At 67.7% G+C, this 24902-nt stretch carries 15 protein-coding genes and 1 riboswitch; of the genes, 11 read left to right on the forward strand and 4 right to left on the reverse strand.

Annotated elements, in window-relative coordinates; translation table 11 throughout:
* Positions 1–77: 77 nt before the first annotated feature.
* From PCA_RS04315 to pyrF, 3 genes are all read right to left on the reverse strand, one after another.
* Positions 78–2957, reverse strand: a complete 2880-nt coding sequence (locus tag PCA_RS04315; RefSeq protein ID WP_181301366.1) for a valine--tRNA ligase — start codon at positions 2955–2957, stop codon at positions 78–80.
* Positions 2958–3088: 131 nt separating this feature from the next.
* The gene (locus PCA_RS04320; RefSeq protein WP_181301368.1) at positions 3089–3601 is read right to left on the reverse strand and encodes a TrmH family RNA methyltransferase; all 513 of its coding nucleotides are present in this window, start codon (positions 3599–3601) and stop codon (positions 3089–3091) included.
* A 19-nt stretch (positions 3602–3620) separates the two neighbouring features.
* Positions 3621–4433 carry an orotidine-5'-phosphate decarboxylase gene (gene pyrF / locus PCA_RS04325; RefSeq protein ID WP_181301369.1) on the reverse strand — a complete coding sequence of 271 codons (813 nt, stop codon included), beginning with the start codon at positions 4431–4433 and terminating at the stop codon, positions 3621–3623.
* A 60-nt stretch (positions 4434–4493) separates the two neighbouring features.
* Between pyrF and PCA_RS04330 the strand changes: the two genes are divergently transcribed.
* From PCA_RS04330 to PCA_RS04345, 4 genes are all read left to right on the forward strand, one after another.
* Positions 4494–6899 (forward strand): glutaminase family protein, encoded by a 2406-nt coding sequence (locus PCA_RS04330; RefSeq protein ID WP_181301370.1) that lies wholly within the window; start codon positions 4494–4496, stop codon positions 6897–6899.
* 610 nt (positions 6900–7509) lie between these two features.
* Positions 7510–10686: a TonB-dependent receptor gene (locus PCA_RS04335; protein ID WP_181301371.1), complete on the forward strand. Its 3177-nt coding sequence runs from the start codon at positions 7510–7512 to the stop codon at positions 10684–10686.
* Between the two features lie 184 nt (positions 10687–10870).
* Positions 10871–13279, forward strand: coding sequence for a GH92 family glycosyl hydrolase (locus PCA_RS04340; protein WP_219918534.1), 2409 nt, complete (start codon positions 10871–10873; stop codon positions 13277–13279).
* A 147-nt stretch (positions 13280–13426) separates the two neighbouring features.
* On the forward strand, positions 13427–14284 hold the full coding sequence (locus PCA_RS04345) for an endonuclease/exonuclease/phosphatase family protein (RefSeq protein ID WP_343204405.1): 858 nt from the start codon (positions 13427–13429) through the stop codon (positions 14282–14284).
* 246 nt (positions 14285–14530) lie between these two features.
* On the opposite strand, the gene ettA is transcribed toward PCA_RS04345, so the two are convergent.
* Positions 14531–16192: an energy-dependent translational throttle protein EttA gene (gene ettA, locus PCA_RS04350; RefSeq protein ID WP_181301372.1), complete on the reverse strand. Its 1662-nt coding sequence runs from the start codon at positions 16190–16192 to the stop codon at positions 14531–14533.
* Positions 16193–16457: 265 nt separating this feature from the next.
* Here ettA and glyA point away from each other — a divergent pair, with 265 nt between their 5' ends.
* From glyA to PCA_RS04385, 7 genes are all read left to right on the forward strand, one after another.
* Positions 16458–17726 carry a serine hydroxymethyltransferase gene (gene glyA, locus PCA_RS04355; RefSeq protein WP_181301373.1) on the forward strand — a complete coding sequence of 423 codons (1269 nt, stop codon included), beginning with the start codon at positions 16458–16460 and terminating at the stop codon, positions 17724–17726.
* Positions 17727–17832: 106 nt separating this feature from the next.
* Positions 17833–18360: a transcriptional regulator NrdR gene (gene nrdR, locus PCA_RS04360; protein WP_181301374.1), complete on the forward strand. Its 528-nt coding sequence runs from the start codon at positions 17833–17835 to the stop codon at positions 18358–18360.
* 154 nt (positions 18361–18514) lie between these two features.
* Positions 18515–19609, forward strand: a complete 1095-nt coding sequence (gene ribD, locus PCA_RS04365; protein WP_255436656.1) for a bifunctional diaminohydroxyphosphoribosylaminopyrimidine deaminase/5-amino-6-(5-phosphoribosylamino)uracil reductase RibD — start codon at positions 18515–18517, stop codon at positions 19607–19609.
* Positions 19610–19726: 117 nt separating this feature from the next.
* Complete coding sequence (locus PCA_RS04370; RefSeq protein ID WP_181301375.1) at positions 19727–21295, forward strand: glycosyltransferase family 39 protein; 1569 nt, start codon at positions 19727–19729, stop codon at positions 21293–21295.
* An 89-nt stretch (positions 21296–21384) separates the two neighbouring features.
* Positions 21385–21555: riboswitch (FMN riboswitch) on the forward strand.
* A gap of 125 nt (positions 21556–21680) precedes the next feature.
* Positions 21681–22322: a riboflavin synthase gene (locus PCA_RS04375; protein ID WP_181301376.1), complete on the forward strand. Its 642-nt coding sequence runs from the start codon at positions 21681–21683 to the stop codon at positions 22320–22322.
* Positions 22323–22431: 109 nt separating this feature from the next.
* A complete protein-coding gene (ribB, locus tag PCA_RS04380) occupies positions 22432–23523 on the forward strand; it encodes a 3,4-dihydroxy-2-butanone-4-phosphate synthase (RefSeq protein WP_181301377.1) in 1092 nt (363 codons plus the stop codon).
* Between the two features lie 401 nt (positions 23524–23924).
* Entirely contained in the window at positions 23925–24902 is a 978-nt protein-coding gene (locus PCA_RS04385; protein WP_181301378.1) for an LD-carboxypeptidase, read from the forward strand.

Here is a 24902-nt window from a genome sequence, read left to right on the forward strand (position 1 = left end):
GCGAAGGGCTTGCTTCCGCCGCAAGCCCGGCCCCTCACCCCGGCCCTCTCCCCAAAGGGGAGAGGGAGTAGGGCCGATCAACCCTTCAGCTTCTCCGCCTGCTCGCGCAGCGCCGCCAGCTGCGTGTTCCACTCCACGATGCGCTGTCGTTCCTGCGCCACCACCTCGGCCGGGGCGTTTGCCACGAAGTTCGCGTTGCCGAGCTTGCCTTCGCACTTCCTGATCTCGCCTTCGATCCTGCCGATTTCCTTGGCAAGGCGCGCCTGCTCGGCGCCGAGATCGATCAGGCCGGCCAGCGGAATCAGCACGCGCAGCGAGCCGACCACGGCGGCTGCGGCTGCGGGCTCCATCGCGCCTGGCGCTATCCACTGCGGCGTTTCGGTGCGGGCGAGGAAGGCGATCTGCGCGGCGAACTTCGCGGTGCGCGTGCGATCCGTGTCGTCGCCGCCGGCGAGCAGCAGCGGGATGGTCTTGCCCGGCGCGATGTTCATCTCCGAACGGATGCGCCGTATGCCCGAGAGCACGGCCTTGAACCATTCGATTTCGGCGGTGGCCGCCGCGTCGGAGGCAAAATCCGCAGCGCGCGGATACGAGCATTGGAGGATGCTTTTCGTTGAAGCGTCCGGCAGGGATGCCGGTTTGTTCTTTGCGTCCATGGAGGAGCGCGCGAATACACCCGCCACTTCCTGGTAGATCTCTTCGGTGATGAACGGGATCACCGGGTGCAGCGCGCGCAACACCGCCTCCAACACCACCAGCAGCGTGTGGCGCGTGGAGGCTGCGGCTGCCGCATCGTCGCCGTTCAAGGCCGGCTTGGAGAGTTCGAGGAACCAGTCGCAGTACTCGTTCCACACGAATTCGTACAGGGCCTGGGCGAGATGGTCGAAACGGTACGAGACGAAGTGCTGCTCGACCTCGGCCAGCGTCTGCGCCAGACGCGTCAGGATCCACCGCTCCGCTTCGGTGGCGGGTTTTTCCGAATCCCCCATCCCGACTTCCGACTCCCCGACATTCATCAACACGAAGCGCGCCGCGTTCCACAGCTTGTTGCAGAACGCCTTGTAGCCCTCGGCGCGCTTCAGGTCGAAGTTGATGGTGCGGCTGTAGCTGGCCAGCGCGGCGAAGGTGAAGCGCAGCGCGTCGGTGCCGATGGCCTTGATGCCGTCGGGGTATTCCTTGCGGATGCGCTTTTCCACCTTCTCGCGCACCTGCGGGATCAGCAGCGAGCGGGTGGATTTCGCCACCAGCGGTTCCAGTTCGATGCCGTCGATCAGGTCCAGCGGGTCCAGGGTGTTGCCCTTGGACTTGGACATCTTCTGGCCTTCGGCGTCGCGCACGATGGCGTTGATGTACACCTCGCGGAACGGCACCTGGCCGGTGAAGTATTTGGTCGCCATCACCATGCGCGCGACCCAGAAGAAGATGATGTCGAAGCCGGTGACCAGCACCGCGCTGGGCAGGAAGATCTTGTCGGCCTGCCAGTCGGCCACGACTTCGCCGCGCTCGTTCCTCACCGGTCCGTCCAGCGGCCAGCCCAGGGTGGAGAACGGCCACAGCGCGGAGCTGAACCAGGTGTCCAGCACGTCCTCGTCCTGCCTCAGCGCGCCCACCGGCGCGGTGGCGGCATGCGCGCGCGCGTCGGTCTCGTCCTCGCCGACGAAGATGTTGCCGCCCTCGTCGTACCACGCCGGGATGCGGTGGCCCCACCAGAGCTGGCGGCTGATGCACCAGTCCTGGATGTTGTCCAGCCACTGCGTGTAGGTGGTGCTCCAGTTCTCCGGCACGAACTTGATCTCGCCCGAGCGCACGGCGTCGAGCGCGGGTTCGGTGATCGCCTTGCGACCGCCGGGGCGGCCATCCTTCTGCACGTCCGAGGTGAGGTCGACGAACCACTGGTCGGTGAGCATCGGCTCGATCACGGCGTCCGAACGCTGGCTCACCGGCACCTGCAGCTTGTGCGCCTTGGTCTCGACCAGCAGGCCGGCGGCTTCCAGGTCGGCGAGCACGCGCTTGCGTGCGTCGTAGCGGTCGAGGCCGCGATAGGTTTCCGGCGCGTTGTCGTTGACCTTCGCGTCCAGCGTGAAGATGGTGACCGGCGCGAGCCCGTGGCGCTGTCCGATCGCGTAGTCGTTGAAGTCGTGCGCCGGGGTGATCTTCACGCAACCGGTGCCGAACTCGCGGTCGACGTAGTCGTCGGCGATCACCGGGATCTCGCGGCCGCTCAGCGGCAGCCGCAGCGTCTTGCCGACCAGGTGCGCATAGCGTTCGTCCTCCGGATGCACGGCCACGGCGACGTCGCCCAGCATGGTTTCCGGGCGGGTGGTGGCGACCACCAGCGACTCGTCGCTGTCCGTGACGGGATAGCGGATCGACCACATGTGGCCGTCGCGCTCGACGTTGTTCACCTCAAGGTCGGAGACGGCGGTGCCCAGCACCGGATCCCAGTTCACCAGGCGGTTGCCGCGGTAGATCAGGCCGGCGCGGTACCACTCCACGAACACCTTGCGCACGGCGGCGGAGAGGCCTTCGTCCATGGTGAAGCGTTCGCGCGACCAGTCGGCGGCGGCGCCGATGCGGCGCATCTGGTTCGTGATGGTGGAGCCGGATTCCTCCTTCCACTGCCACACGCGCTCCACGAACGGTTCGCGGCCCAGGTCGTGGCGCGTCCTGCCTTCGGCGGCGAGCTGGTTCTCCACGATCTTCTGGGTGGCGATGCCGGCGTGGTCGGTGCCCACCTGCCACAGCACGTTCATGCCGCGCATGCGCTGGTAGCGCACCAGCATGTCCATCACGGTCTGCTGGAACGCATGGCCCATGTGCAGCGTGCCGGTGACGTTCGGCGGCGGCAGCAGGATGCAGTAGGGCTCGCCCTGGCCCGACGGCCTGAACGCGCCGCTGGCTTCCCAGCGTGCGTACCACGTCGACTCGATCTGGGCGGGTTCGAAACTCTTTTCCATGGGGGCTCGCGATGGCGCGCCGCAGGTGGCGCGCCGTTCGGGTGACGAAACCGGCATTGTAAGGGCCGGCGCACGGTGCGCCAAAGCGCAGGAGCCCGCTCCATGCGCCACACGGACGCGTGGGACGGGCTCTAGGCCAGTTTGCCCGTGATGACGTAGGCCGCGATGGCGCAGGCGCTGGCGACGTTCATCGAGGAGTTCGCGCCGTGCATCGGGATGTGCACGGTGGCGTCCGAGGCATCAAGCAGCGCCTGGCAGACGCCGGCGCTCTCGTTGCCCAGGACCAGGCAGATGCGGTCGCCGGGCGCGACGGGGAGCCGGTCGAGGTCGATGCTGCCCGAGCTGATTTCCAGGCTGACGATGCGGTAGCCGGCCCGCTTCAAGGCCGCCACGAGCGGCAGCGGGTCGTCGGCCTGCTCGAAGGGCACGCGCTGCTCCGTGGTGCGCGCGGCCTTGCGCGCCTTCGGATGCGCTGGCGTGCAGGAACGGCCGGTCAGGTGGATCTTTTCCATGCCCAGCGCATCGGCAAGGCGGAACAGGCTGCCGATGTTCGCGGGCCGCTGCACGTTGTGCGCCAGCAGGCAGAGCGCGTGCTTCGCGGGCGTGGATTGGTGCGCGCGGTGGTCGAGCTGCGTGTTTTGCATGCTTCGGTCCGCGCGGCGATCAGGGGCGATGGCGGTTGATGGTGTCCTGCAATTCCTGCGCGGCGGCGTGCGCGGCCTGCGCGAAATCCTCGCCGTGGCCGGCGTAGAGGATGGCGCGCGAGGAAGAGAGGATCAGGCCGGCGCCGTCGGGAGTGAGTCCGTGCCTGAGCACGGCTTCCACGTCGCCGCCCTGCGCGCCGATGCCGGGCACCAGCAGCGGCATCTCGCCCACCACGTCGCGCACCTGGCCCAGTTCCTCCGGCCAGGTGGCGCCCACGACCAGGGCGCAGTTGCCGTGGGCGTTCCAGTCGCTGGCGATGGTTTCCGCCACGCGCAGGTAGAGCGGCACGCCGCCGCAATCCAGGGCCTGGAAATCGGCGCCGCCCGGGTTGGAAGTGCGGCACAGCAGGATCGCGCCCTTGTCCGCGCGTTCGAGGAAAGGCGCGACGGAATCGCGGCCCAGGTACGGGTTCAGCGTCACGGCGTCCGCCTGGTAGCGGTCGAACGCCTCGCTGGCGTAGTGCCGCGCGGTGCTGCCGATGTCGCCGCGCTTGGCGTCCAGGATCACCGGCACGCCGGGGTGGCGCCCGTGGATGTGGGCGATCAACCGCTCCAGCGCTTCCTCCGCGCGCAGGGCGGCGAAGTGCGCGATCTGCGGCTTGAACGCGCAGGCGAGGTCCGCGGTGGCGTCGACGATGTCGCGGCAGAACTCGAACACCGCATCCGTGTGGCCCTTGAGGTGCGCCGGGAATTTCACGGGTTCGGGATCGAGGCCCACGCAGACCAGCAGGCCTTTGCGCCAGCGCTGCTGCAGGGTGTCGTGGAAGCGCATGGCGCGGGCCTCGGGCAGGAAAGTGGCTGCACAGTTTAAGCGAAGCGCGGGGGTAACGCGGTGGGGCAGGCGTTCCGCAGATATCGCGTCGATGGGGATATTTGGCCTTCCATTTGCTCCGGATCGGTTCTAAGGTCCCGAGCCTCGTGCGGGACCTCTCCGAACATTCCCCCCCCTCATCTTCGTCGAACGCGACGCATCTGGCCGGAGCCCTCCATCATGTCGAGCAAGCACACGCCTTCCACCGATTCTTCCGGCATCGCCGATCCCTCGCGCCGCAAGGTCCTTCGTCTCTCGGGCATGGCAGGTGCGGCGCTTGCGGGTTCGGCGTTGCTGCCCGCCAAGGCGCAGGCTCCGATGGATGTGGACTCCGCAGGACCGGCGGTGAGTGGGATTTCAGCAGGCGTAGTCGGCGAGGTAACGCCGATTCGTCCGCCGGCCGTGCCCTTGGCAGTGCGTCAGCCTTATCTGAGCACCTGGTTGCCGGCCACGCTGCTGCCGGGCAACGCGCCGCAGTTCTGGCAGGGCAGCACCACGGGGATGGTGGGTTTGGCCCGCATCGACGGCGTGGCCTGGCTGTTCATGGGCGACGGCAAGCTCGTGCAGCCCATTCCCGACGGCAACCACGGAAAGCAGACGACGGTCGAGGACTTCCCGCGCGCCATGCGGCAGACCGCGTTGCGGGTCACGGCGACGCAGTCGCGCTTCACCCTGCAGGGTGGTGGTGTCGAGTTGTCGGTGAACTTCCTTTCGCCGCTGGAACCTGGTGACAGTCGGCGTCAGTCCATTCCGATGAGCTACGTCAGCGTATCGGCGCGAAGCATCGATGGCGCAGCCCATGCCGTGCAGGTCTACATGGAGATCACCGGCGACTGGGCCAGCGGCGATGCGACACAGGAAGTGGTGGTCGAGCGCGACGATTCGCAGGCCGCGCGCACCTGGGCGCTGGCGCTGGCCAGGCCGCAACTGCTGGCGGAGCAGCACGAGTTCGCGGCCTGGGGGCGGGTGCTCTGGTCGACGCCGGCGCGCGACGGCGTCAGCATGCAGGCGGGCGACCGGCTGAAGCTGCGGGCGCAATTCGCCGGGCACGGTTCGCTCGACGGCAGCAACGGCGCGGCGCGGAGCACGGTCAAGGCGTTGCCGGCGCTGGCACTGGTTGTCGACCTCGGCCAGTGCGGGGCATCCGCGAAAGATGCGGATTTCGTGGTCGGCCAGGTGCGCGAGCAGTGCATCGCCTACCTGGAGCAGCCCTTGCGTGCGCTCTGGACGAAGCACTTCGGCGATTGGAAGGCAATGCTGGATTTCTTCCACGGCGATGCCGCGTCGGCACGTCAGCGGGCCGATGCGCTTGATGTGCGTGTCAGCCGCGATGCGCGCGCAGTCGGCGGGGAACACTACGAGGGCCTGTGCGCGCTGTCGCTGCGGCAGGCCTATGGCGGCACCGAGCTGGTGCTGGGGCCGGACGGTTCGCCATGGGCGTTCCTGAAGGAGATTTCCAGCGACGGCAACGTGTCCACCGTGGATGTGCTTTACCCGGCCGCGCCCGTGTGGATGTACCTCGATCCCGACTATCTGCGCATGCTGCTGCTGCCCCTGCTCCACTACGCCGAGCAGGGCGGATGGCCCAAGTCCTATGCCGAGCACGACCTCGGTTCCGCCTATCCGCAGGCGACCGGCCACAACGACGGCAAGGAAGAGGACATGCCGGTGGAGGAAAGCGGCGACATGCTGATCATGGTCGCCGCGTGGCTGCGCCGCGCAGCGCGCGCCGATGCGCAGGCCTTCGCTTCACGCCACTACGCGCTGCTGAAGAAGTGGGCGCAGTACCTGGAAGGCGAGCTGCCCGATCCGGGCTTCCAGAACCAGACGGACGACTTCGCCGGCTCGATCGCGCACAGCGTCAACCTGGCGCTGAAAGGCATCATCGCGCTGGCCGCGATGGGGCAGGTGGCCGGCTTTGCGGGCCACGCCGACGATGCCACGCATTACCGTAACCGGGCGCGCAAGGACATCGCGTACTGGGCGGCGCGCGCGAAGGATCCCAAGGCGCCGCACCTGAACCTCACCTACCACGATGCCGGCGGGCAGGGCACATGGGGGACGCTCTACAACGGCTTTGCCGACACCCTGCTGGACACGGGCCTTATCCCGGCGGATGTGCGCACCATGCAGGCGGCCTGGTACCGGCAGCAGAGCAGCACCTTCGGGCTTCCGCTGCAGGTGCCGCACAGCTACGCCAAGTCCGACTGGGCGCTGTTCGTGGCGGCCTGGCTGGCCGACCAGCCGGTGGCGCAGGAGCTGATCGATCGCGTCTACGCCTATGCCGACGGCACGCCCGATCGCGTGCCGTTCTGCGATCTCTACAGCACCGTCACCGGCGCCCGAGTCGCCTTCCAGGCCCGTCCCGTGCAAGGCGGCATCTTCGCGCCGCTGGCGGTCCGGAGCATGCCGAAGCCCGTCGCCTGACGACTGCGGCAACGCAGCGGGAGCGCACGGCGTTTTGGCGCACGCTCCCTTGGCATGGCCTCCATATGCCATGCGTGGGCGCAGGCCTTTCCGGCTCGCCGCAATTTTTTTTGCGCCGCAGCGTGACATCTCCGGGGCGGGGTGTAATTTGCGGCAGGAGTTTTAAGATCGATCCAAGCTATCGTGTCAAAGTCGCGTCAGCGACATGAGGGGACAGGGACGGCTTCGGTCGGAGGCCATGGGTAGGGGTTACCCGGGTGCCAGTGCCTTGTCCGGCGGGTTGATGGGGTTTGAGGGAAGAATTGCAGGAGGCCTAGGCATTTTCGCAACCGCTTGTCAGTGCGTGCGGATTTGCGGTGCCATCCCTGTCCCGGCAGATGTCGGGTGATTCGCGGCTTCGGCGATATCAGTTCCAGGTAATCGCCGCAGCGCATTCGTGGTCCTGAAGTGACGGTTGACGAAGAGTGTTGCTTGGTTGGCCGGTAGAAATTTAGATCGATTGAATTCAAAGAAATCATATAGTCATACCAATCACGCATCCCGTTCCTGCAATCGAACGGAATGCCCTGCGCCAGTTCCAGATGTACGCACATCAACGGAGATGCTGAAAATGACTTGCCAGCCACATGTCTTTGCCCGCAAGCCGCTGTATGCCGCACTCGCCGCGGCGAGCCTGTCGCTCGGGGGCATCGCAATTCCCGCTACGGCCTTCGCTGCGCAGCCGGCCCAGCCGGCGGATGCCGCGGCGGCTTCGCCGCAGCCACAGTCGACCGACGGCACCACGGCGAAGGCCGACAGCGCCAAGACGAAGAAGACGGACAAGAAGCAGGCTGCGACCGACCTGCAAGCCATCGTCGTCAGCGGCTACCGCGAGTCGATCAACCAGAACATCCAGGACAAGCGCGATTCCAATTCCATCGTCGAGGTGATCAACGCGCAGAACATCGCGCAGTTTCCCGCCAAGAACATCGCCGATGCGCTCGCGCACGTGCCGGGCGTGGTCATCACACGCGAATCGGGCGAGGGCAAGACGGTCAGCATCCGCGGCCTTGCGCCCGAGCTGACACTGACGGAATTGAACGGCAACTTCGTGGCCTCGGCCGATACCTCGGCCGGCCTGACGCGCTCGTTCAACTACACGATGATGCCGGCCAACATGTTTTCCGACATCAAGCTCTACAAGAGCCTCGAGGCGCGCCTGGACGAAGGCGGCATCGGCGGCAACGTGGACCTGCGCACGCGCCGTCCGCTGGAGATGAAGGCGGGCGAAGGCTTCGTGTCCGTCAACGGGGCAAGCTCCGACAACAGCAGCAAGATCACGCCCCAGGTTTCGGCGTTGTGGTCGTGGAAGAACAAGGACCAGACCTTCGGCGTCCTGATCGCGGGTACGTACCAGAAGCGCCGCGACATCGACTACACGGCCAATGCGTCGAGCTGGCACTGGTGGGCCGACAACTGCAGCGACTACGCGACGTGCGTGCAGCCGCCGGTCAACGTGCATGGGCAGCAATACGACCCTGCCGTGGCATCCAACATCGACCTGTGGGGCAATGGCGTGGACGACCAGGCCGGCAACAAGTATTCGGGCTATTGGATGCCGCAGCAGTTTTCCACCAGCCGCAACCAACTGGACCTGAAGACCAAGGGCGCCCAGGCCACTCTGCAGTTCAAGCCCATCGAGCACCTGCTGCTGACGGGCAACTACTTCCGCTTCCAGCGGCAGCAGACGCAGATCACCAACACGCTCGAGATTCCCGAATGGGGCCTGCCGAACAACAGCAACTATGCGGACCAGCAGGGTAGGCTGCTCGCCCCCAACGGCCTGACGTTTGACCCATCGCACACCGTCGTCACCGGTGCGAACTACGTCCTGCCTCCTGCAGGCACGGGGTGCAATTCGTTGACCAACCCCGTCACCGGCGCACAGCGGCAGCCGGTGGACGTCTGCTCCACCGAGATCCCGTGGCTCAACGGCAACTACTCCGTCGAGAAGGCCACCTCGCAGACCCTCAACCTCGAAGGCGAGTGGGACAACGGCGGCAATCTCAGCGGCACGTTCAACGTCGGCCGCACGTGGGCGAAAGGCGGTCCGTCGGTGGAACTTGGCATGGCCGCCAAGCCGCGCAACTTCGTCAACGGCCAGTGGGTGGACGGCAGCAACGGAGCCGCGTGGACGTTGAACGGAACGCCGACCATCACGGCTGCGTCCAACGTGCTGCAGAACATGCTTACCGGCAAGGGACAGGTCGATCTCGGCTCGACCGGTTCCAACATGGTCAATACCCGCACCTCGCAGAACTTCGCCCAGGCGGACTTCACCTGGGCCTTCGACCACGGCTGGCTGCAGTCGTTGCAGTTCGGCGTGAAGTATCGCGACAACCGCGCCGAGCAGCAGAGCAACGAGCTGCGCTGGTACTGCAAGGGCACCACCTCGCAGTTCCAGGGTTGCGATCCCACCGCCGGCCAGCTGCCCGCGGGCTTCCTCGAGCCGAACATGCTCGACGGCAACACGCTGGCGTACAACGACAGCATCTTCCCGGCGATCAACTTCCCGGCCTACTACAACTACCTCAACTCGACCTACGACCGGGTGGTCTACAACAAGCCCCAGAACAAGTCCTCCATCCAGGAAAAGATCTCGGCCGCCTACGTGCAGGCGAACTTCGACACGGGCACGTTGCGCGGCAACGTGGGCCTGCGCTTCGTCAGCACGCAGCAGGACCTCACCGTCGCCGACCAGATCACCACCAACAACGCGGTGTACTACCACGATGCGGGCGGCAACATCCTGATCTGCCCGGCCAGCGGCGTGAACGCCGGCGGCGGACCTTGCGCGCCGGGCGACTTCCAGTACCTGCCGCGCGAGCAGCAGGTGACGGAGTCGTTCTCCAACGCTTCCACCAGCAAGCGCTACAACAAGCTCCTGCCCAGCTTCAACGTCGCGTGGACCCTCGCGGACGACATCGTGCTGCGCGCCGCCGGCTCGCAGGCCATGGCCCGCGCCAACTACACCGACCTGGCCCAGCTCGGCAGCCTCACCAACAACACGCAGGCCTACTACAACGACCGCAAGCAGTTCGGCGCATCCCCGCCCGGCTGGTACGGCAGCGGCGCCAACGCCGACCTGAAGCCGTTCACGGCCACCCAGTTCGACCTGGCGGGCGAGTGGTACTACGCGCCTGAATCGGTCGTGGGCATCGATCTGTTCCAGAAGAAGGTGAAGAACTTCGTCGTGCCGGTCACCGTCAACAACATCACGGTGAATGTCGGCGGCACCCAGGAGAACTTCCTGCAGTACAGCACCAATGCCAACGGCCGCTCGGGCACGTCGAAGGGCATCGAGCTCTACACGCAGCACACCTTCCACTCGGGCTTCGGCTACATCGTCAACTACACGCTCAACAAGACCAACGAAACCGCCGTCACGCTCGGCGACACGCAGGTGGGCAAGTCGGAACTGATCGGCAGCGCCAAGTACGCGGCGAACGTGTCGCTGTTCTACGAAAAGAACGGCCTGCTGCTCCGTGCCAGCAGCAACTGGACGGGCCGTACCATGCAGGGCCTGGCAGCGGGTCTGCCGGTCTACACCGAGCCGTACAACCAGATCGACTTGAACGGCGACTACGAGTTCAACAAGCACCTGATGGTGACCGGGTCCATCATCAACCTGACGCGTTCCACGCCCCGCTCGTACCTGGGCAGCGACACCACGGCGCGCTTGAACCAGCTCGAGTACGCCGGACGCCAGTACTACCTGGGCCTGACGTACAAGTTCGGCGCCGACTGACGATCAGGTCCGGATGCCGCGGGGTCGGGCGTGCGCCTGATCCCGCGGCATGGTGGAGCGCGGGAAGGACGGCCCGCCCAACCGACCGGGTTCCCACGGATTCCCCGCCGTCCTCGACCTCCATGCATCGGGCTTGTGCACGCACGGCCTGAGGACGCGTCCTCACCTCCACGCCGGAGACATCATGGATACATCCGCCCCACGTTCCTGCCATCGCGTTTCGCCGATCCGGAACCGCTCCAGGGCCATGGCGGCCGCGCTGGCAATCCTCGCGCTGGGCAGCGTGGCCGTGCTGCATGCCCGCGATGGCAAGGCGCCACAGCACGCGACGCAGGCCGTCGACGAAGCCGATCCGCTGGTCGGCACCGCGCCGCTGGACCGGCAGGAACTGATTGGCAACGCACCGCCGCCGGGCGAGCCGCTGTATTCGGGAATCACCTCGCCGGGCGCCAGCCTGCCGCACAGCGAGGTCGAGGCGTCCCCGGTCAACGTCAACGTCGAGCTCAGCTATCCCACGGGCGTCGCCACGCCCTACTACTATTCCAACCCGACCATGATCGGCTTCACCGGTGGCGGCGGACCGACCTACGGTGGCGGCGCCCAGCCGATGATCATGCCGGTGGTGGGCGACTGGACCGTGCCGCCGAGCTACACGCAGTCGTACTACGACAAGTCGCACGAGAAGGCTTCGCCCGGTTACTACTCGGTCTTCCTCGACACCTTCCGCACCAGGGTCGAACTGACGGCGACCCAGTGGACCAGCCTGATGCGGTTCACCTTCCCGGCAAGCCACCGGTCGAACGTCATCCTCAATCTCCGCCGGGCAGGCGGCGATGTGGAGGTGGTCGGTGACCGTACCATCCGCGGCCTCGCCAAGGGCGGGCATCCGAAAGAGGATGCGGACGGTCCATGGTTCGTCGCCGAGTTCTCGCGCCCGTTCGCCGGCTTCGGCACTTTCCATGCGGCCGAGGGCGAGGAGAACTGGGGGCTGGGCGACAAGGACGTGGAAGCCGGCCGCCGGACGGTGTCCGGCAATTACGCCGGCGCCTACGTCAGCTTCGACACGAAGGCCGGCGAGCAGGTGCTGGTGCGGATGGCCCACGGCCACAGCATCGCCGAAGCCGAGGCGCGCCTGCGCGCCGAGGATCCGGACGGCGACTTCGAGCGCGTGCATGCGCAGGCGCGTGCGGCCTGGGCACAGCTGTTCGACCGTGTGCAGGTGAGCGGCGGCACGCCGAAGCAGCGCATGCTGTTCTACTCGACGCTGTACCACTCCTTCGCAAGCCCGCGGCTGGTTGCGCGCAAGGGCGAGCGCTTCACCGATACCAACGGCCAGGTCCGCGTTGCCGATCACGACCGCTACGGGCCGGTGCCGTTCTGGGATACCGGCCGCAACCAGATCGTGCTGCTGATGTTGCTGGAGCCGACGGTGGTGCAGGACATCATGCGCTCCGAGCTCGACATGGCGCGCGAGCGCGGCTACATGAACACCTCGTTCCACGGCGACCACGCCGTGTTCCTCTACGACGGCGCATGGCAGCGTGGCATTCCGTTCGACTACGCCGCGGCGTACACGTACCTGCGCAAGAACGCGACCGATCCAAAGGGGCCGCGAGGCTATCTCGCCGAATACACGAAGAACGGCTGGATCTCCGACATCGTCCCGCCGGGCAATCCCAGCCCGCCCTATGCCGGCGGCAAGGCAGGCGCCGCCACCACGCTTGAATACGCCTGGGACGACCATGCGCTGGCCGACGTCGCGCGCCGGCTCGGCAAGACGGAGGATGCGCAGATGTTCCTGCGCCGCGCCGCGAACTACCGCAACGTGTTCGATCCGTCGGTCGGCTTCATGCGCGGCAAGACCGCCGATGGCAAGTGGATCTCGCCGTTCGATCCGGGCGAGCCCTACTACAACTTCATGATGAAGGAGGCCTCGGGCTGGTCCACGCTGTGGCTGGTGCCGCAGGACGTGCAGGGCCTGATCGACCTGCTCGGCGGGCGCGGCGCATTCAACGCCAAGCTCGATGCGTTCTTCTCCACGCCCTATACGGCCAAGGGCATCTGCCGCGATTGCACCGGCCTGATCGGGCAATACGTGCAGGGCAACCAGCCGGACCAGCAGGCGGCCTACCTGTACGCATGGAGCGGCCAGCCCTGGAAGACGCAGGCGCTGGCGCGGCGCATCCTCGCCGACTTGTACGGCAGCGACGCCAGCGGCTACGGCTTCCCAGGCATGGACGACCAGGGTTCGACTTCGTCGTGGTACGTGATGAGCGCGATGGGCTTCTACCCGGTCGATCCGTCCACGCCCGATTACATTCTCGGCAGCCCAATCTTCGACCGGGTGAGCATGCGCATGGGCAACGGCAAGGTGTTCGAGATCGTCGCGCGCAACAACTCGGCGCGTAACATGTACATCCAGTCCGCGACGCTCAACGGCAAACCGTGGACCAAGCCCTGGTTCAGCCACGCGGACATCGCGAACGGCGCCACGCTGGTGCTTACCATGGGGCCCGAGCCGAACAAGGCCTGGGGCGCTGATCCGGCCGACGCGCCGCCGTCGATGTCGGGACGACGGCATGATGGCCGGTGACCGGTTGGAAGGTCGGGACCACGGAAGATCGTTGCGCTTCCGGTAGCCGCGCCCCCTTCCATCCGTGACCATGGGGTTGCGGTGAAATCCCGGCCGGATGGCGGCATCCGATTCCCGCGTCACATGCCCATCAAAAGGAGTTGCGTCGTGCGTCTACTGCGTGGATTTTTCCTGGTTTGCGGGCTTGCGCTGGCCTCTGGCATGGCCAGCGCCGCCGGTGCCCACGACCTTCGCGTCATGACCTTCAACCTGCGCTACAGCGAGGCGGACGATGGCATCAACGCGTGGCCGCATCGCCGCGACCTGATGGTCCGGGTCATCCGGAAGGAGCACCCCGACATCCTGGGTACGCAGGAACTGCTCTTGCCGCAGGGCGACTACCTGCAACAGCACTTGCCCGGCTACGCGTGGTTCGGCATGGGCCGCAACGGGAACGAGATCGATGAGAACGACAACGAGCACATGGGCGTCTTCTACGACAAGTCGCGCCTGGAAGTGCTCGAGTCCGGCAACTTCTGGTTCTCGGATACGCCCGACAAGCCGGGAAGCATGATCGCGGGCCAGCCGCTGCCGCGCATGGTTACCTGGGCGAAATTCCGGGACCGGCGCAGCGGCAAGCAGTTCTACTACTACAACACGCACTTCCCCCATCAGGAAGGCAGGGAGGCAGAGATGGTGCGTGAGCGCTGTGCCACGGAGATCACACAGCGTCTGGCGCAGTTGCCTGCGTCGCTGCCGTTCATTCTGACCGGCGACTTCAACACCACTCCCGGCAGCAGGACGCACGCCGTCTTGACCCAGGTCCTGCGCGATGCGCATGCGTCCGCACCACGGCACGAGGGCCCGGACGGCACCTTTCACGGGTTCACCGGCCGGGCGACCGAGCGCATCGACTGGATCCTCTACCGTGGCGCGAAAGCCGACGACGTGCGCACGATCGCGACGCATGACGGCAAGGTCTATCCGTCGGACCACTTTCCCGTCGTCGCCGATTTCAGCTGGTAGCGGGCTGGCGCAATCGCGTCCGCATGCGTTCCTTTTCGCAGGGTGGCAATGCTGTCTGGATAGTCCCTGAGGGGACGGGTTGTCATGCTCGTGGGCCGGGGCCCAGCCAGAGCCATGCCAAGACGGCGACACGGGATGCGATGGAGCTGCCGGGACTGTCCGGGAAGGAGTGCCTGGGAGAGAAGGGCGACTGCCGATCCGGGTGTGGGGCAGGGGAGGCCGATCGGCCTCCCCGCCACCCGTCCATCACGCCAGCTTCTTGTACTTCACCCGGTGCGGCCTCGCCGCCTCGTCGCCCAGGCGGCGCTTCTTGTCGGCTTCGTACTCGTTGTAGTTGCCGGGGAAGAACTCCACGTGGGAGTCGCCCTCGAAGGCCAGGATGTGGGTGGCGATGCGGTCGAGGAACCAGCGGTCATGCGAGATCACGATGGCGCAGCCGGGGAATTCCAGCAGCGCGTCTTCCAGCGCGCGCAGGGTTTCCACGTCGAGGTCGTTGGACGGTTCGTCGAGCAGCAGCACGTTGCCGCCCTGCAGCAGGGTCTTGGCCATGTGCAGGCGGCCGCGTTCGCCGCCGGAGAGGTTGCCGACGATCTTCTGCTGGTCGGTGCCCTTGAAGTTGAAGCGGCCGATGTAGGCGCGCGACTGGATCTCGAAGCTGCCGATGGTGAGGATGTCCAGGCCGCCGGAGACTTCCTGCCACACGTTGTTCTTGTCGTCGAGCGCGACGCGCGACTGGTCGACGTAGGCGAGCTGCACCGTGTGGCCGAGTTTCACCTCGCCGGAATCGGGCTGCTCCTTGCCCATGACCATCTTCATCAGCGTGGACTTGCCGGCGCCGTTCGGGCCGATCACGCCCACGATGGCGCCCGGCGGGATCTTGAACGACAGGTCCTCGATCAGCACGCGGTCGCCGAACGCCTTGGTGACGTTCTTGAACTCGATCACCTCCTGGCCCAGGCGCTCGCCCGGCGGGATGAAGATCTCGTTGGTCTCGTTGCGGCGCTGGTAGTCGACCGAGTTCAGCTCCTCGAAGCGCTTCAGGCGCGCCTTGCCCTTGGACTGGCGGCCCTTGGCGGCGGAGCGCACCCACTCCAGTTCCTTCTCGATGGCCTTCTGGCGGGACTTCTCCTGCTGCGCTTCCTGCTTCAGGCGCGCGTCCTTCTGCTCCAGCCACTCGGTGTAGTTGCCCTTCCACGGGATGCCGCGACCGCGGTCGAGTTCGAGGATCCACTCGGCGGCGTTGTCGAGGAAGTAGCGGTCATGCGTGACCGCCACCACGGTGCCGGGGTAGTCGTGCAGGAACTGCTCCAGCCAGTCCACCGACTCGGCGTCGAGGTGGTTGGTGGGCTCGTCCAGCAGCAGCATGTCGGGCTTGGACAGCAGCAGGCGGCACAGCGCCACGCGGCGCTTCTCGCCGCCGGAGAGCGGGCCGATCTTCGCATCCCACGGCGGCAGGCGCAGCGCGTCGGCGGCCACTTCGAGCTGGCGCTCCAGGGCGTGGGCGTCGTTGGCGGCCAGGATGCCTTCCAGCTTCTCCTGCTCCTTGGCCAGCGCGTCGAAATCCGCACCGTCCTCGGCGTAGGCGGCGTAGACCTCTTCCAGGCGCTTCTGCGCGTCGAGGATCACCGACACGCCTTCTTCCACCGACTCGCGCACGGTCTTCTCGGGGTCGAGTTCCGGCTCCTGCGCCAGGTAACCGACCTTGATGCCCGGCTGCGGACGGGCCTCGCCCTGGAAGTCGGTATCCACGCCGGCCATGATCCTCAGCACCGTGGACTTGCCCGCGCCGTTCAGGCCCAGCAGGCCGATCTTGGCGCCGGGGAAGAAGCTCAGCGAGATGTCCTTGATGATCTGGCGCTTCGGGGGAACGATCTTGCTGACCCCGTTCATGGTGTAGATGTATTGCATGCGTGCTCCTGAAGGCGACCCCCAGGCCGCCGCTGCGGCCCGGCACAGGCAGGGAAATCAAAGACCGTCAATTATCGCCGATGGGGCGTTTTCCCGCCATGGCGGCCCGTGCACGGGCCTTGCGTCGCACCCGGACGGGCCGGCGGGGCTGCGGCCATCCGCCGCGCGCCGCGCGCCCACCCGCCCGGGCGGTCGGTGGCTGCAAATTGGCGGCGGCGTTACAATTTCGCGATTCATCCCCGCCAGCTCACCCGCAGAGGCCCGAATGTTCCCGAAGGACTGCACGATCGCCGGTTACGACCCCGAACTGGCCCAGGCCATCGCCGATGAAGGGCGCCGGCAGGAAGACCACGTCGAGCTGATCGCCTCCGAGAACTACGCCAGCCCGCGGGTGATGGAGGCGCAGGGCTCCAAGCTCACCAACAAGTACGCGGAAGGCTATCCGTCCAAGCGCTACTACGGCGGCTGCGAGTACGTGGACGTGGCCGAGAAGCTGGCGATCGACCGCGTGAAGCAGCTGTTCGGCGCCGACTACGCCAACGTGCAGCCGCACTCCGGCTCGCAGGCCAACCAGGCGGTGTACTTCGCGCTGCTGCAGCCGGGCGACACCATCCTCGGCATGAGCCTGGCGCACGGCGGCCACCTCACCCACGGCGCCAAGGTCAACCTCAGCGGCAAGATCCTCAACGCCGTGCAGTACGGCGTGAACGACGACGGCCTCGTCGACATGGACGAGGTCGAGCGCCTCGCCGTCGAGCACAAGCCCAAGATGATCGTGGCCGGCTTCAGCGCCTACTCGCAGGTGATGGACTGGGCGCGCTTCCGCGCCATCGCCGACAAGGTCGGCGCCTGGCTGTTCGTGGACATGGCCCATGTCGCCGGCCTGGTCGCCGCCGGCGTGTACCCCAGCCCGCTGCCGCACGCGCACGTGGTCACCTCCACCACGCACAAGACCCTGCGCGGTCCGCGCGGCGGCATCATCCTTGCCAGCAGGCAGGGCATGGGCGACGCGGCCGAGGAGATCGAGAAGAAGCTGCAGTCCATCGTGTTCCCCGGCATCCAGGGCGGCCCGCTTATGCACGTGATCGCCGCCAAGGCGGTGGCGTTCAAGGAAGCGCTGGAGCCGGACTTCAAGGATTACCAGGCGCAGGTGGTGAAGAACGCCAAGGCGATGGCGAAGACCATCATCGCGCGCGGCTACAAGATCGTCTCCGGCGGCACCGAGAACCACCTGATGCTGATCGACATGATCGGCAAGGGCGTCACCGGCAAGGATGCGGAAGCCGCGCTGGGCAAGGCCCACATCACGGTCAACAAGAATTCCGTACCGAACGACCCGCAGAAGCCCTTCGTCACCTCCGGCCTGCGCGTGGGCACGCCCGCCGTCACCACCCGCGGCTACCAGGAAGCCGACTGCACCGACCTCGCGAACTGGATCTGCGACGTGCTGGACGCGCCGGGCGACGAGGCGGTGATCGCCGCCGTGCGCGCGAAGGTCGAGGCGCAGTGCAGGAAGTACCCGGTGTATGGCTGAGGAGCGGGGATTCGGGAGCGGGCATTCGGGGTTCGGAAGAGCCCGGGTCGCGCCTGCGTTCCGCCGTTCCGGATCCCTCGTTCCGTATTCCGAGTCCGGTCGCTGAATGCATTGTCCTTTCTGCCAGCACGAAGACACCCGCGTGATCGACTCGCGTCTCACCGAGGACGGTTCCACCGTGCGTCGGCGTCGCGAGTGCCCGCAGTGCGGCGAGCGCTTCAACACTTTCGAGACGGCCGAGCTCAAGCTGCCGGCGATCGTGAAGAGCGGCGAGCGGCGCGAGGCCTTCGACGAACGCAAGCTGCGGGTGAGCTTCGAGCGCGCGCTGCAGAAGCGCCCGGTGCCCAGCCACGACGTCGACAGCGCGGTGCGCGAGGTCATCAACGACCTGCGCCGCAGCGGCGAACGCGAGGTGCCCTCGCGCCAGGTCGGCGAGCTGGTGATGCGCGAGCTGAAGAAGCTCGACCAGGTGGCCTACGTGCGTTTCGCCTCGGTCTACCGCAAGTTCGAGGACGTGCAGGCCTTCCTCGAGGAAATCGCGCGGCTGGAACACGACCTGCCCGAGCTGGAGAAGCTGCAGCTCTCGCTGCTGGGCGCCGCCGCCCCGGAAGCGCGCCGTCCCCGCAAGGCCTGACCAAGCTTTCTCCCTCTCCTCTCCGGGGAGAAGAGGGCTGGGATGAGGGGCCGATCCCGCCTCGACCCGCGCGAAGCACGTCTCCGATGTCACACTGTCGCCAGTCCTGCCCCCTCACCTCGATCCTCTCCCAAAAGGGGAGAGGAGGACCAGCATGAGCTTCACTGCCATCGACCACCAGCACATGGCGCATGCGCTGCGACTCGCCGAGCGCGGCCTGTTCACCACGCAGCCCAACCCGCGCGTGGGCTGCGTGATCGCGCACGGCGACGCGGTGGTGGGCAGCGGCTGGCATCAGCGGGCAGGCGAGCCGCATGCCGAGGTGTTCGCACTGCGCGAGGCCGGCGAACGCGCGCGTGGCGCCACTGCCTACGTGACGCTGGAGCCCTGCGCCCATCATGGCCGCACGCCGCCCTGCGCGGACGCGCTGGTCGCCGCCGGCGTGGCGCGCGTGGTGATCGCGGCGGAAGACCCGTTCCCGCAGGTGGCGGGGCGAGGCATCGCCGTCTTGCGTGCCGCCGGCATCGCGGTGGACGGCGGCCTGCTGCGCGACGAGGCGCGCGAACTGAACATCGGTTTCTTCAGCCGCCTCGAGCGCGGGCGTCCGTTCGTGCGCGTGAAGCTGGCGATGAGCCTGGACGGCCGCACCGCGCTCGCGAACGGCGAATCGAAGTGGATCACCGGCGACGCCGCGCGTGCCGACGTGCAGCGCTGGCGCGCGCGCAGCAGCGCCGTCCTCACCGGCAGCGGCACCGTGCTGGCCGACGACCCGCGCCTCACCGTGCGACTGCCGGAAGATACGCCCCGCGTGCCGCCGCTGCGCGTGGTGCTCGACCGCCGCCTGCGCACGCCGTCCGGCAGCCATGTGCTGGACGCTGTCGCGCCCACACTGCTGCTGCACGGCGCGCATGCCGTGATGTCGGACGCACCGCATGCAGGCGTCGAATACGCCGAAGTGGCGGAGCGCGACGGCGTGCTGGACCTGTCCGCCGTGCTGGCGCTGCTGGCCGCGCGCGACTGCAACGAGGTTCACGTGGAAGCCGGCCCCACGCTGTGCGGCGCGCTGTTCGCCGCCGGCCTGGCCGACGAGTTGCTGCTCTACGTGGCGCCGGTGCTGCTGGGCGACGGCGCGCGTGCGCTGCTGGCGCTGCCGCCGCTGGAATCCATGGCCGGGCGCTGGCGGCTGGACGTGGTGGACCAGCGCCAGGTCGGCGCGGACTGGCGCCTGCGCCTGCGCCCGAAGCCGTAACGGGTCCGGCGCGGGCGTGCTCTTTGGCTGAACGTGGCCCAACGCGCAGGGCCGGCGTGACAACGCTGAAACACCCGGGGCGTTCGATGATGGGCGCCTTCCCCGCGGGTATCCGCCATGCCATCGACCCACGCCGGTATCGTTTCGCGTCGCCGTGCTGCGCAGCCGTCGTGCGTGGCCGGGCAGGGCGACTGGGCGTTGCGCGATTCGGCATGGCTGCTGCTGCTGGCGCTGCTGGCGCTGGTGGCGCGCTGCATCCGCCTGGGCCACCAGCCGTTCTGGCTGGACGAGGTGTTCACCTGGCAGCGCATCCACCTGGATACCACGGCGCTGATCGCCGACAGCTTCGCGAACCGGCACATGCCGAACTATTTCCTGCTGCTCAGCTCGCTGGTGCCGCAGCAGGCGGACTTCACCGCGCTGCGCCTGCCGTCGGCGCTGTTCGGCGCGCTGGCGGTCGGCGTGGTGTACGCGATCGGGCGGCGCGTGGCCGGGCGTTTCGCGGGCGTCGTCGCCGCCCTGCTGATGGCGCTGGCACCCACCCAGGTGCAGTACGGGCAGGAGGCGCGCTCCTACGCGCTGCTGTTGCTGTTGATCGCGGTGGCGCTGTGGGGGCTGGTCGGCCTGGCGCAACAGCCGGCGCGCGCGGCGCTGGGCCTGCGCCGCCAAGGCACTCTGTGGCTGGAATGGACGGCGTACCTGGGCGGCACGATCGCGGCGCTGGACGTGCTGGGCGACGCCTTGCCGTGGTGGGCCGCTTCCAATGCGGCCTTGTTCTGCATCTGGCGTTCGCTGCGCAAGACGGAATCGCCCGGGTTGGCACGCGACTTCCTGCGCTGCTGGCTGTGGGGGCAGGCGCTGGTGCTGGCCTGCTGCGCACCGTTCTACCTGGCCGTGTTCGTGGCCAGCAGCGGGCGCGTGCTGAGTGCTTTCGACTGGGTGCCCGCGCTGAGCTGGCACAACCTCTGGGTGGCAGCCGGCAGCACCTACCTGATGCGACCCGCCGCCGTGGTGCACTTCGGCCTGGTGCCCACCGCGGCGGCGGTGCTGTCGCCGTGCGTGGCGGTGCTGTGCGGCGCGGGGCTGTACCGCCTGCGCGGCCGTCTGGACGGCCGTGCGCTGGCGCTGGGCTTCGCCGTGCTGCCGCTGCTGTTGCTGGCGGTGTCGGTGCTGAAGCCGGTGCTGGTGCCGCGTTACCTGCTGTGGAGCGCGGTGCCGTTCTTCGTGCTGGCAGGGGTGGGCGCCACCGCGCTGTCGCGCCACTGGCGGCCGGCCGTGGTCGTGCTGCTGCCGCTGCTGTGTCTGGTCAACCTGTGGCCGGTCTACCGGGTGTCCACCAAGCCGCGCTGGGATCGCGCCGCCGCCGCGCTGGCGGCCGCCGTGCAACCTGGCGATACGGTCTATGCGGTCGATCCGAACGGGCCGGCCATGCTGGAGACGCTGCAGCCGCGGGGAGAGGCGCCGATCGCCAGCAAGGTGCTGCTGACCAACCAGCTGGACGTGGCGGTGGCGCGGGGGAAGGCCGGCAGCCGCGTGTGGGCGGTGAACGGGCGTTCCGCGCTGGGCAACCGCAAGAGCGACGAGGCCGTGGAGGCCAGCCTTGCCGCGCTGGGCCCGCCGGAACGCTCGGTGGCGCTGGACCGGGAGATCACCTTGCTGGAATTCTCGCCGCCGCCGGCGGGTTGAGGCGGCAACGCAGCGTTCCTCCGCGCGGACGACGACGGCAAAGCTCCGCGCCGGGCCGGTGCTAGAATGCTCCGGCCGGTTCGCCGGCACAGCGTCTTCAGGGCGGGGCGAAATTCCCCACCGGCGGTAGGCGTCCGATGGACGCGAGCCCGCGAGCGCTCACGATCGCCTCGTGAGGTCAGCAGATCCGGTCGAATGCCGGAGCCGACGGTTGGAAGCGGGCAGCCGTTTCCTCACAGTCCGGATGAAAGAAGACGGTTCGACGCGCGGCTTGGTCGCGCGGCGGCCTCATGCCTTGGGGCGTTCTCGCTCGTTTCCGTGGAGAACGTTTCATGATCATCGTCACTGCAAGCACCATGGCTCCCTCCCGGCGGGAGGCGCGCTGATGTTCACCGGCATCATCCAGTCGGTGGGCCGCATCGTGCGGCTCGAACCCCGCGGCGGCGACCTGCGACTGCATGTCGATACCGCCGACCTCGATCTTGCCGACGTGCAATTGGGCGATTCCATCGCGGTGTCCGGCGTCTGCCTCACGGCGGTGGCGCTGGAGGCGCGCGGCTTTGCCGCCGACGTCTCCAACGAGACGCTTTCGCTCACCACGCTGGGCAAGCTCAAGGCGGGCGATCCGGTGAACCTGGAGAAGGCGCTGCGCCTCGCCGACCGCCTCGGCGGCCACCTGGTTTCGGGCCATGTCGACGGCCTCGGCAAGGTGGTGTCGATGGTGCCGGATGCGCGCTCGCAGCGCTGGAGCTTCGAGGTGCCGGCCAACCTGGCGCGCTACATCGCCGCCAAGGGCTCGGTGTGCATCGACGGCACCAGCCTCACCGTCAACGAAGTCGCCGGCAACCGCTTCGGCGTGAACCTGATCCCGCACACCGTCGAGCGCACCAGCTTCCACGCGAAGCGCGCGGGCGACGCGGTGAACATCGAGGTGGACGTGATCGCGCGCTACGTGGAGCGGCTGGTCGGCGGCGGCGAAGCGCCGAAGCTGGACGAGGCGTTCCTGCAGCAGCACGGCTTCGCCTGACCATCCTTGCCATTCCGGCGACGGCCGGAATCCCGTATCCCGACACAAGCCCAAGGCGTTGGAGCCCGGCTTTCGCCGGGATGACTCGCCCCCCATCCCGGATATAGCCATGAGCTTCAACACCATTCCCGAAATCCTCGACGACATCCGCGCCGGCCGCATGGTCGTGATCCTCGACGACGAGGACCGCGAGAACGAGGGCGACATCGTGATGGCTGCGCAGATGGTGCGGCCCGAAGACGTGAACTTCATGGTGCGCGAGGCGCGCGGCCTGCTGTGCCTCACGCTCACCGAGCAGCGCACGCGCCAGCTCGGCCTGCGTCCCATGGTCAGCGACAACACCTCGCCCTACCACACCAACTTCACCGTCTCGATCGAGGCGGCCGAGGGCGTCACCACCGGCATCTCGGCGCACGACCGCGCGCGCACCATCCAGGTGGCGGTGAAAAGCGACGCGAAGCCGCAGGACCTGTCCCAGCCTGGCCACATCTTCCCGCTCACCGCGCAGCCGGGCGGCGTGCTCAGTCGCGCCGGCCACACCGAGGCGGGCTGCGACCTGGCCGCGCTGGCGGGGCTGGAGCCGTCGGCGGTGCTGATCGAGATCCTGCACGAGGACGGTTCGATGGCGCGCCGCCCCGAACTGGAAGTGTTCGCGCAGAAGCACGGCCTCAAGATCGGCAGCATCGCCGACCTGATCCGCTACCGGCTGGAAACCGAGAAGACCGTGCAGCGCGTGCACGAGGAAGCGGTGCAGACCGAGTTCGGTCCATTCCGGCTGGTGGCCTGGCGCGACGCGATCCGCCGCGGCCTGCATTTCGCGCTGGTGCGCGGCGCGGTGGACGACGGCGCGCCGGTGCTCAGCCGCGTGCACGTGCGCAACACCTTGTCCGACGTGCTGCACCTCCAGCGCGACGACCTCGGCCTCACCGTCACCAGCGCGCTGCGGCGCATTGCCGACGAGGATCGTGGCGTGCTGCTGGTGCTTTCCGGCGAGGACACGCCCGAGGCGCTGCTGGCCCGGCTCAAGGGCCAGCCCACGGCGCTGGCGCCGGAGGATGCCCAACAGCAGGAATGGCGGCAGCTCGGCCTGGGCGCGCAGATGCTGGCGGACCTGGGCGTGCGCAAGCTGCGCGTGCTGGGTACGCCGCGCAAGCTGGTGGGCCTCGCGGGCTTCGGCCTCGAAGTGGTGGAGCACGTGTAGGAGCGCATCCCTTGCGCTTGGGGATGGTCTGATTTTGCTCGTCGTCCCGGCGAAGTGGACAAGCGCAAAGCGCGCAGGACGCCCGCGGGGCGGCCCCGAAGGGGCGAGCGCAGCGAGTCATCCAGCGCCTGCAAGCCATTCAGCGCAAGCGGTACTGGATGACCAGCTTCGCTGTTGCGAAGCGCCTCCTGCCTGACTGGCCCCCCGGCCGTTGAAAACCGCAGGAATGGCGAGCAAGCAGTCGATTGATCAGACCTTCCCTGGGGGGGCGTGCGTTCCGGGTTGAAACCTTTGCGCAAGGGCAGGTTTCTGCGGAGCGCCACGTCAGCGCCACGCGCCGACCATGTCTTCGGCAGCGCGTGCACGCATAATCCGGATGTCCGAGCCGCCCGATGACACGCATGCCTGCCACCCGAGTCCGCCTGATCGCCCCTTCCGGCTACCCGCATGACCGCACCGCGATGTACCGCGGCGTGGAACGCCTGCGCGAGTCCGACTGCGTGCTGGACGGCCTGGAGGTGCTGGAGCGCACCGAATTGCGCTATGCCGGCAGCGACGCCGAACGCGCGGCCGACCTCAATGTGCTCGCCACGCTGGATGCATTGCCCGATGTCGCGCTCGCGATCCGCGGCGGCTACGGCGCCACGCGGTTGCTGGAACACCTGCATTACGACGCGCTGCGCGAACGCCTGGACGGTATCGGCACCGTGCTGGTGGGCCACAGCGATTTCACCGCGATCCAGATGGCGCTGCATGCGAAGAGCGGACTGGTCACCTTCGGCGGCCCCATGCTCGGTCCCGATTTCGGGGTGGAACACCTGAGCGCGCTGACGCTGCCGCACTTCTGGCGCACGGTGTGCGCAGCGCAAGGCAGCGCGGAGTGGACCAGCAGCGGCGAGCATGCGCTGGATCTCGAAGGCCCGCTGTGGGGCGGCAACCTCGCCATGCTGTGCAGCCTGCTCGACACGCCGTATTTCCCGCGCATCGACGGCGGCATCCTGTTCGTGGAGGACGTGAGCGAGCCGCCGTTCCGCATCGAGCGCCTGCTGTACCAGCTGCACCTGTCCGGCGTGCTGGGTCGCCAGCGCGCGCTGATCCTCGGCGACTTCACCGATTGCCGCCACAGCGTCTACGACAACGGCTACGGGCTGGCCGAGGGCTTTGCGCAGATTCGCCGCGTGGCCGGCATCCCGGTGCTCGACGGCCTGCCGTTCGGCCATGCGCCGGACAAGTTCACCCTGCCGTTCGGCGTGCCGGCGCGCCTGCGCGTGGACGGCGGCAGAGCGCGGCTGGATTTCACTGGCTATCCGCACATCGGAGGATGGGGCAATGCAGCGCGCATCACTTGTCTTGCGACCCATCATCCGATGTGCGGATAG

The sequence above is a fragment of the Rhodanobacter sp. PCA2 genome, from assembly GCF_013620825.1.
In the GTDB taxonomy this organism is placed as follows: domain Bacteria; phylum Pseudomonadota; class Gammaproteobacteria; order Xanthomonadales; family Rhodanobacteraceae; genus Rhodanobacter_A.

Excerpts from the sequence above, each read along its gene's own strand:
- glyA (WP_181301373.1), top strand. The coding sequence starts at position 16,458 with ATGTTCCCGAAGGACTGCACGATCGCCGGTTACGACCCCGAACTGGCC.
- PCA_RS04340 (WP_219918534.1), top strand. The coding sequence starts at position 10,871 with ATGGATACATCCGCCCCACGTTCCTGCCATCGCGTTTCGCCGATCCGG.
- ribB (WP_181301377.1), top strand. The coding sequence starts at position 22,432 with ATGAGCTTCAACACCATTCCCGAAATCCTCGACGACATCCGCGCCGGC.
- PCA_RS04315 (WP_181301366.1), bottom strand. The coding sequence starts at position 2,957 with ATGGAAAAGAGTTTCGAACCCGCCCAGATCGAGTCGACGTGGTACGCA.
- nrdR (WP_181301374.1), top strand. The coding sequence starts at position 17,833 with ATGCATTGTCCTTTCTGCCAGCACGAAGACACCCGCGTGATCGACTCG.
- PCA_RS04375 (WP_181301376.1), top strand. The coding sequence starts at position 21,681 with ATGTTCACCGGCATCATCCAGTCGGTGGGCCGCATCGTGCGGCTCGAA.
- PCA_RS04385 (WP_181301378.1), top strand. The coding sequence starts at position 23,925 with ATGCCTGCCACCCGAGTCCGCCTGATCGCCCCTTCCGGCTACCCGCAT.
- pyrF (WP_181301369.1), bottom strand. The coding sequence starts at position 4,433 with ATGCGCTTCCACGACACCCTGCAGCAGCGCTGGCGCAAAGGCCTGCTG.
- ribD (WP_255436656.1), top strand. The coding sequence starts at position 18,515 with ATGAGCTTCACTGCCATCGACCACCAGCACATGGCGCATGCGCTGCGA.
- ettA (WP_181301372.1), bottom strand. The coding sequence starts at position 16,192 with ATGCAATACATCTACACCATGAACGGGGTCAGCAAGATCGTTCCCCCG.
- PCA_RS04370 (WP_181301375.1), top strand. The coding sequence starts at position 19,727 with ATGCCATCGACCCACGCCGGTATCGTTTCGCGTCGCCGTGCTGCGCAG.
- PCA_RS04320 (WP_181301368.1), bottom strand. The coding sequence starts at position 3,601 with ATGCAAAACACGCAGCTCGACCACCGCGCGCACCAATCCACGCCCGCG.
- PCA_RS04335 (WP_181301371.1), top strand. The coding sequence starts at position 7,510 with ATGACTTGCCAGCCACATGTCTTTGCCCGCAAGCCGCTGTATGCCGCA.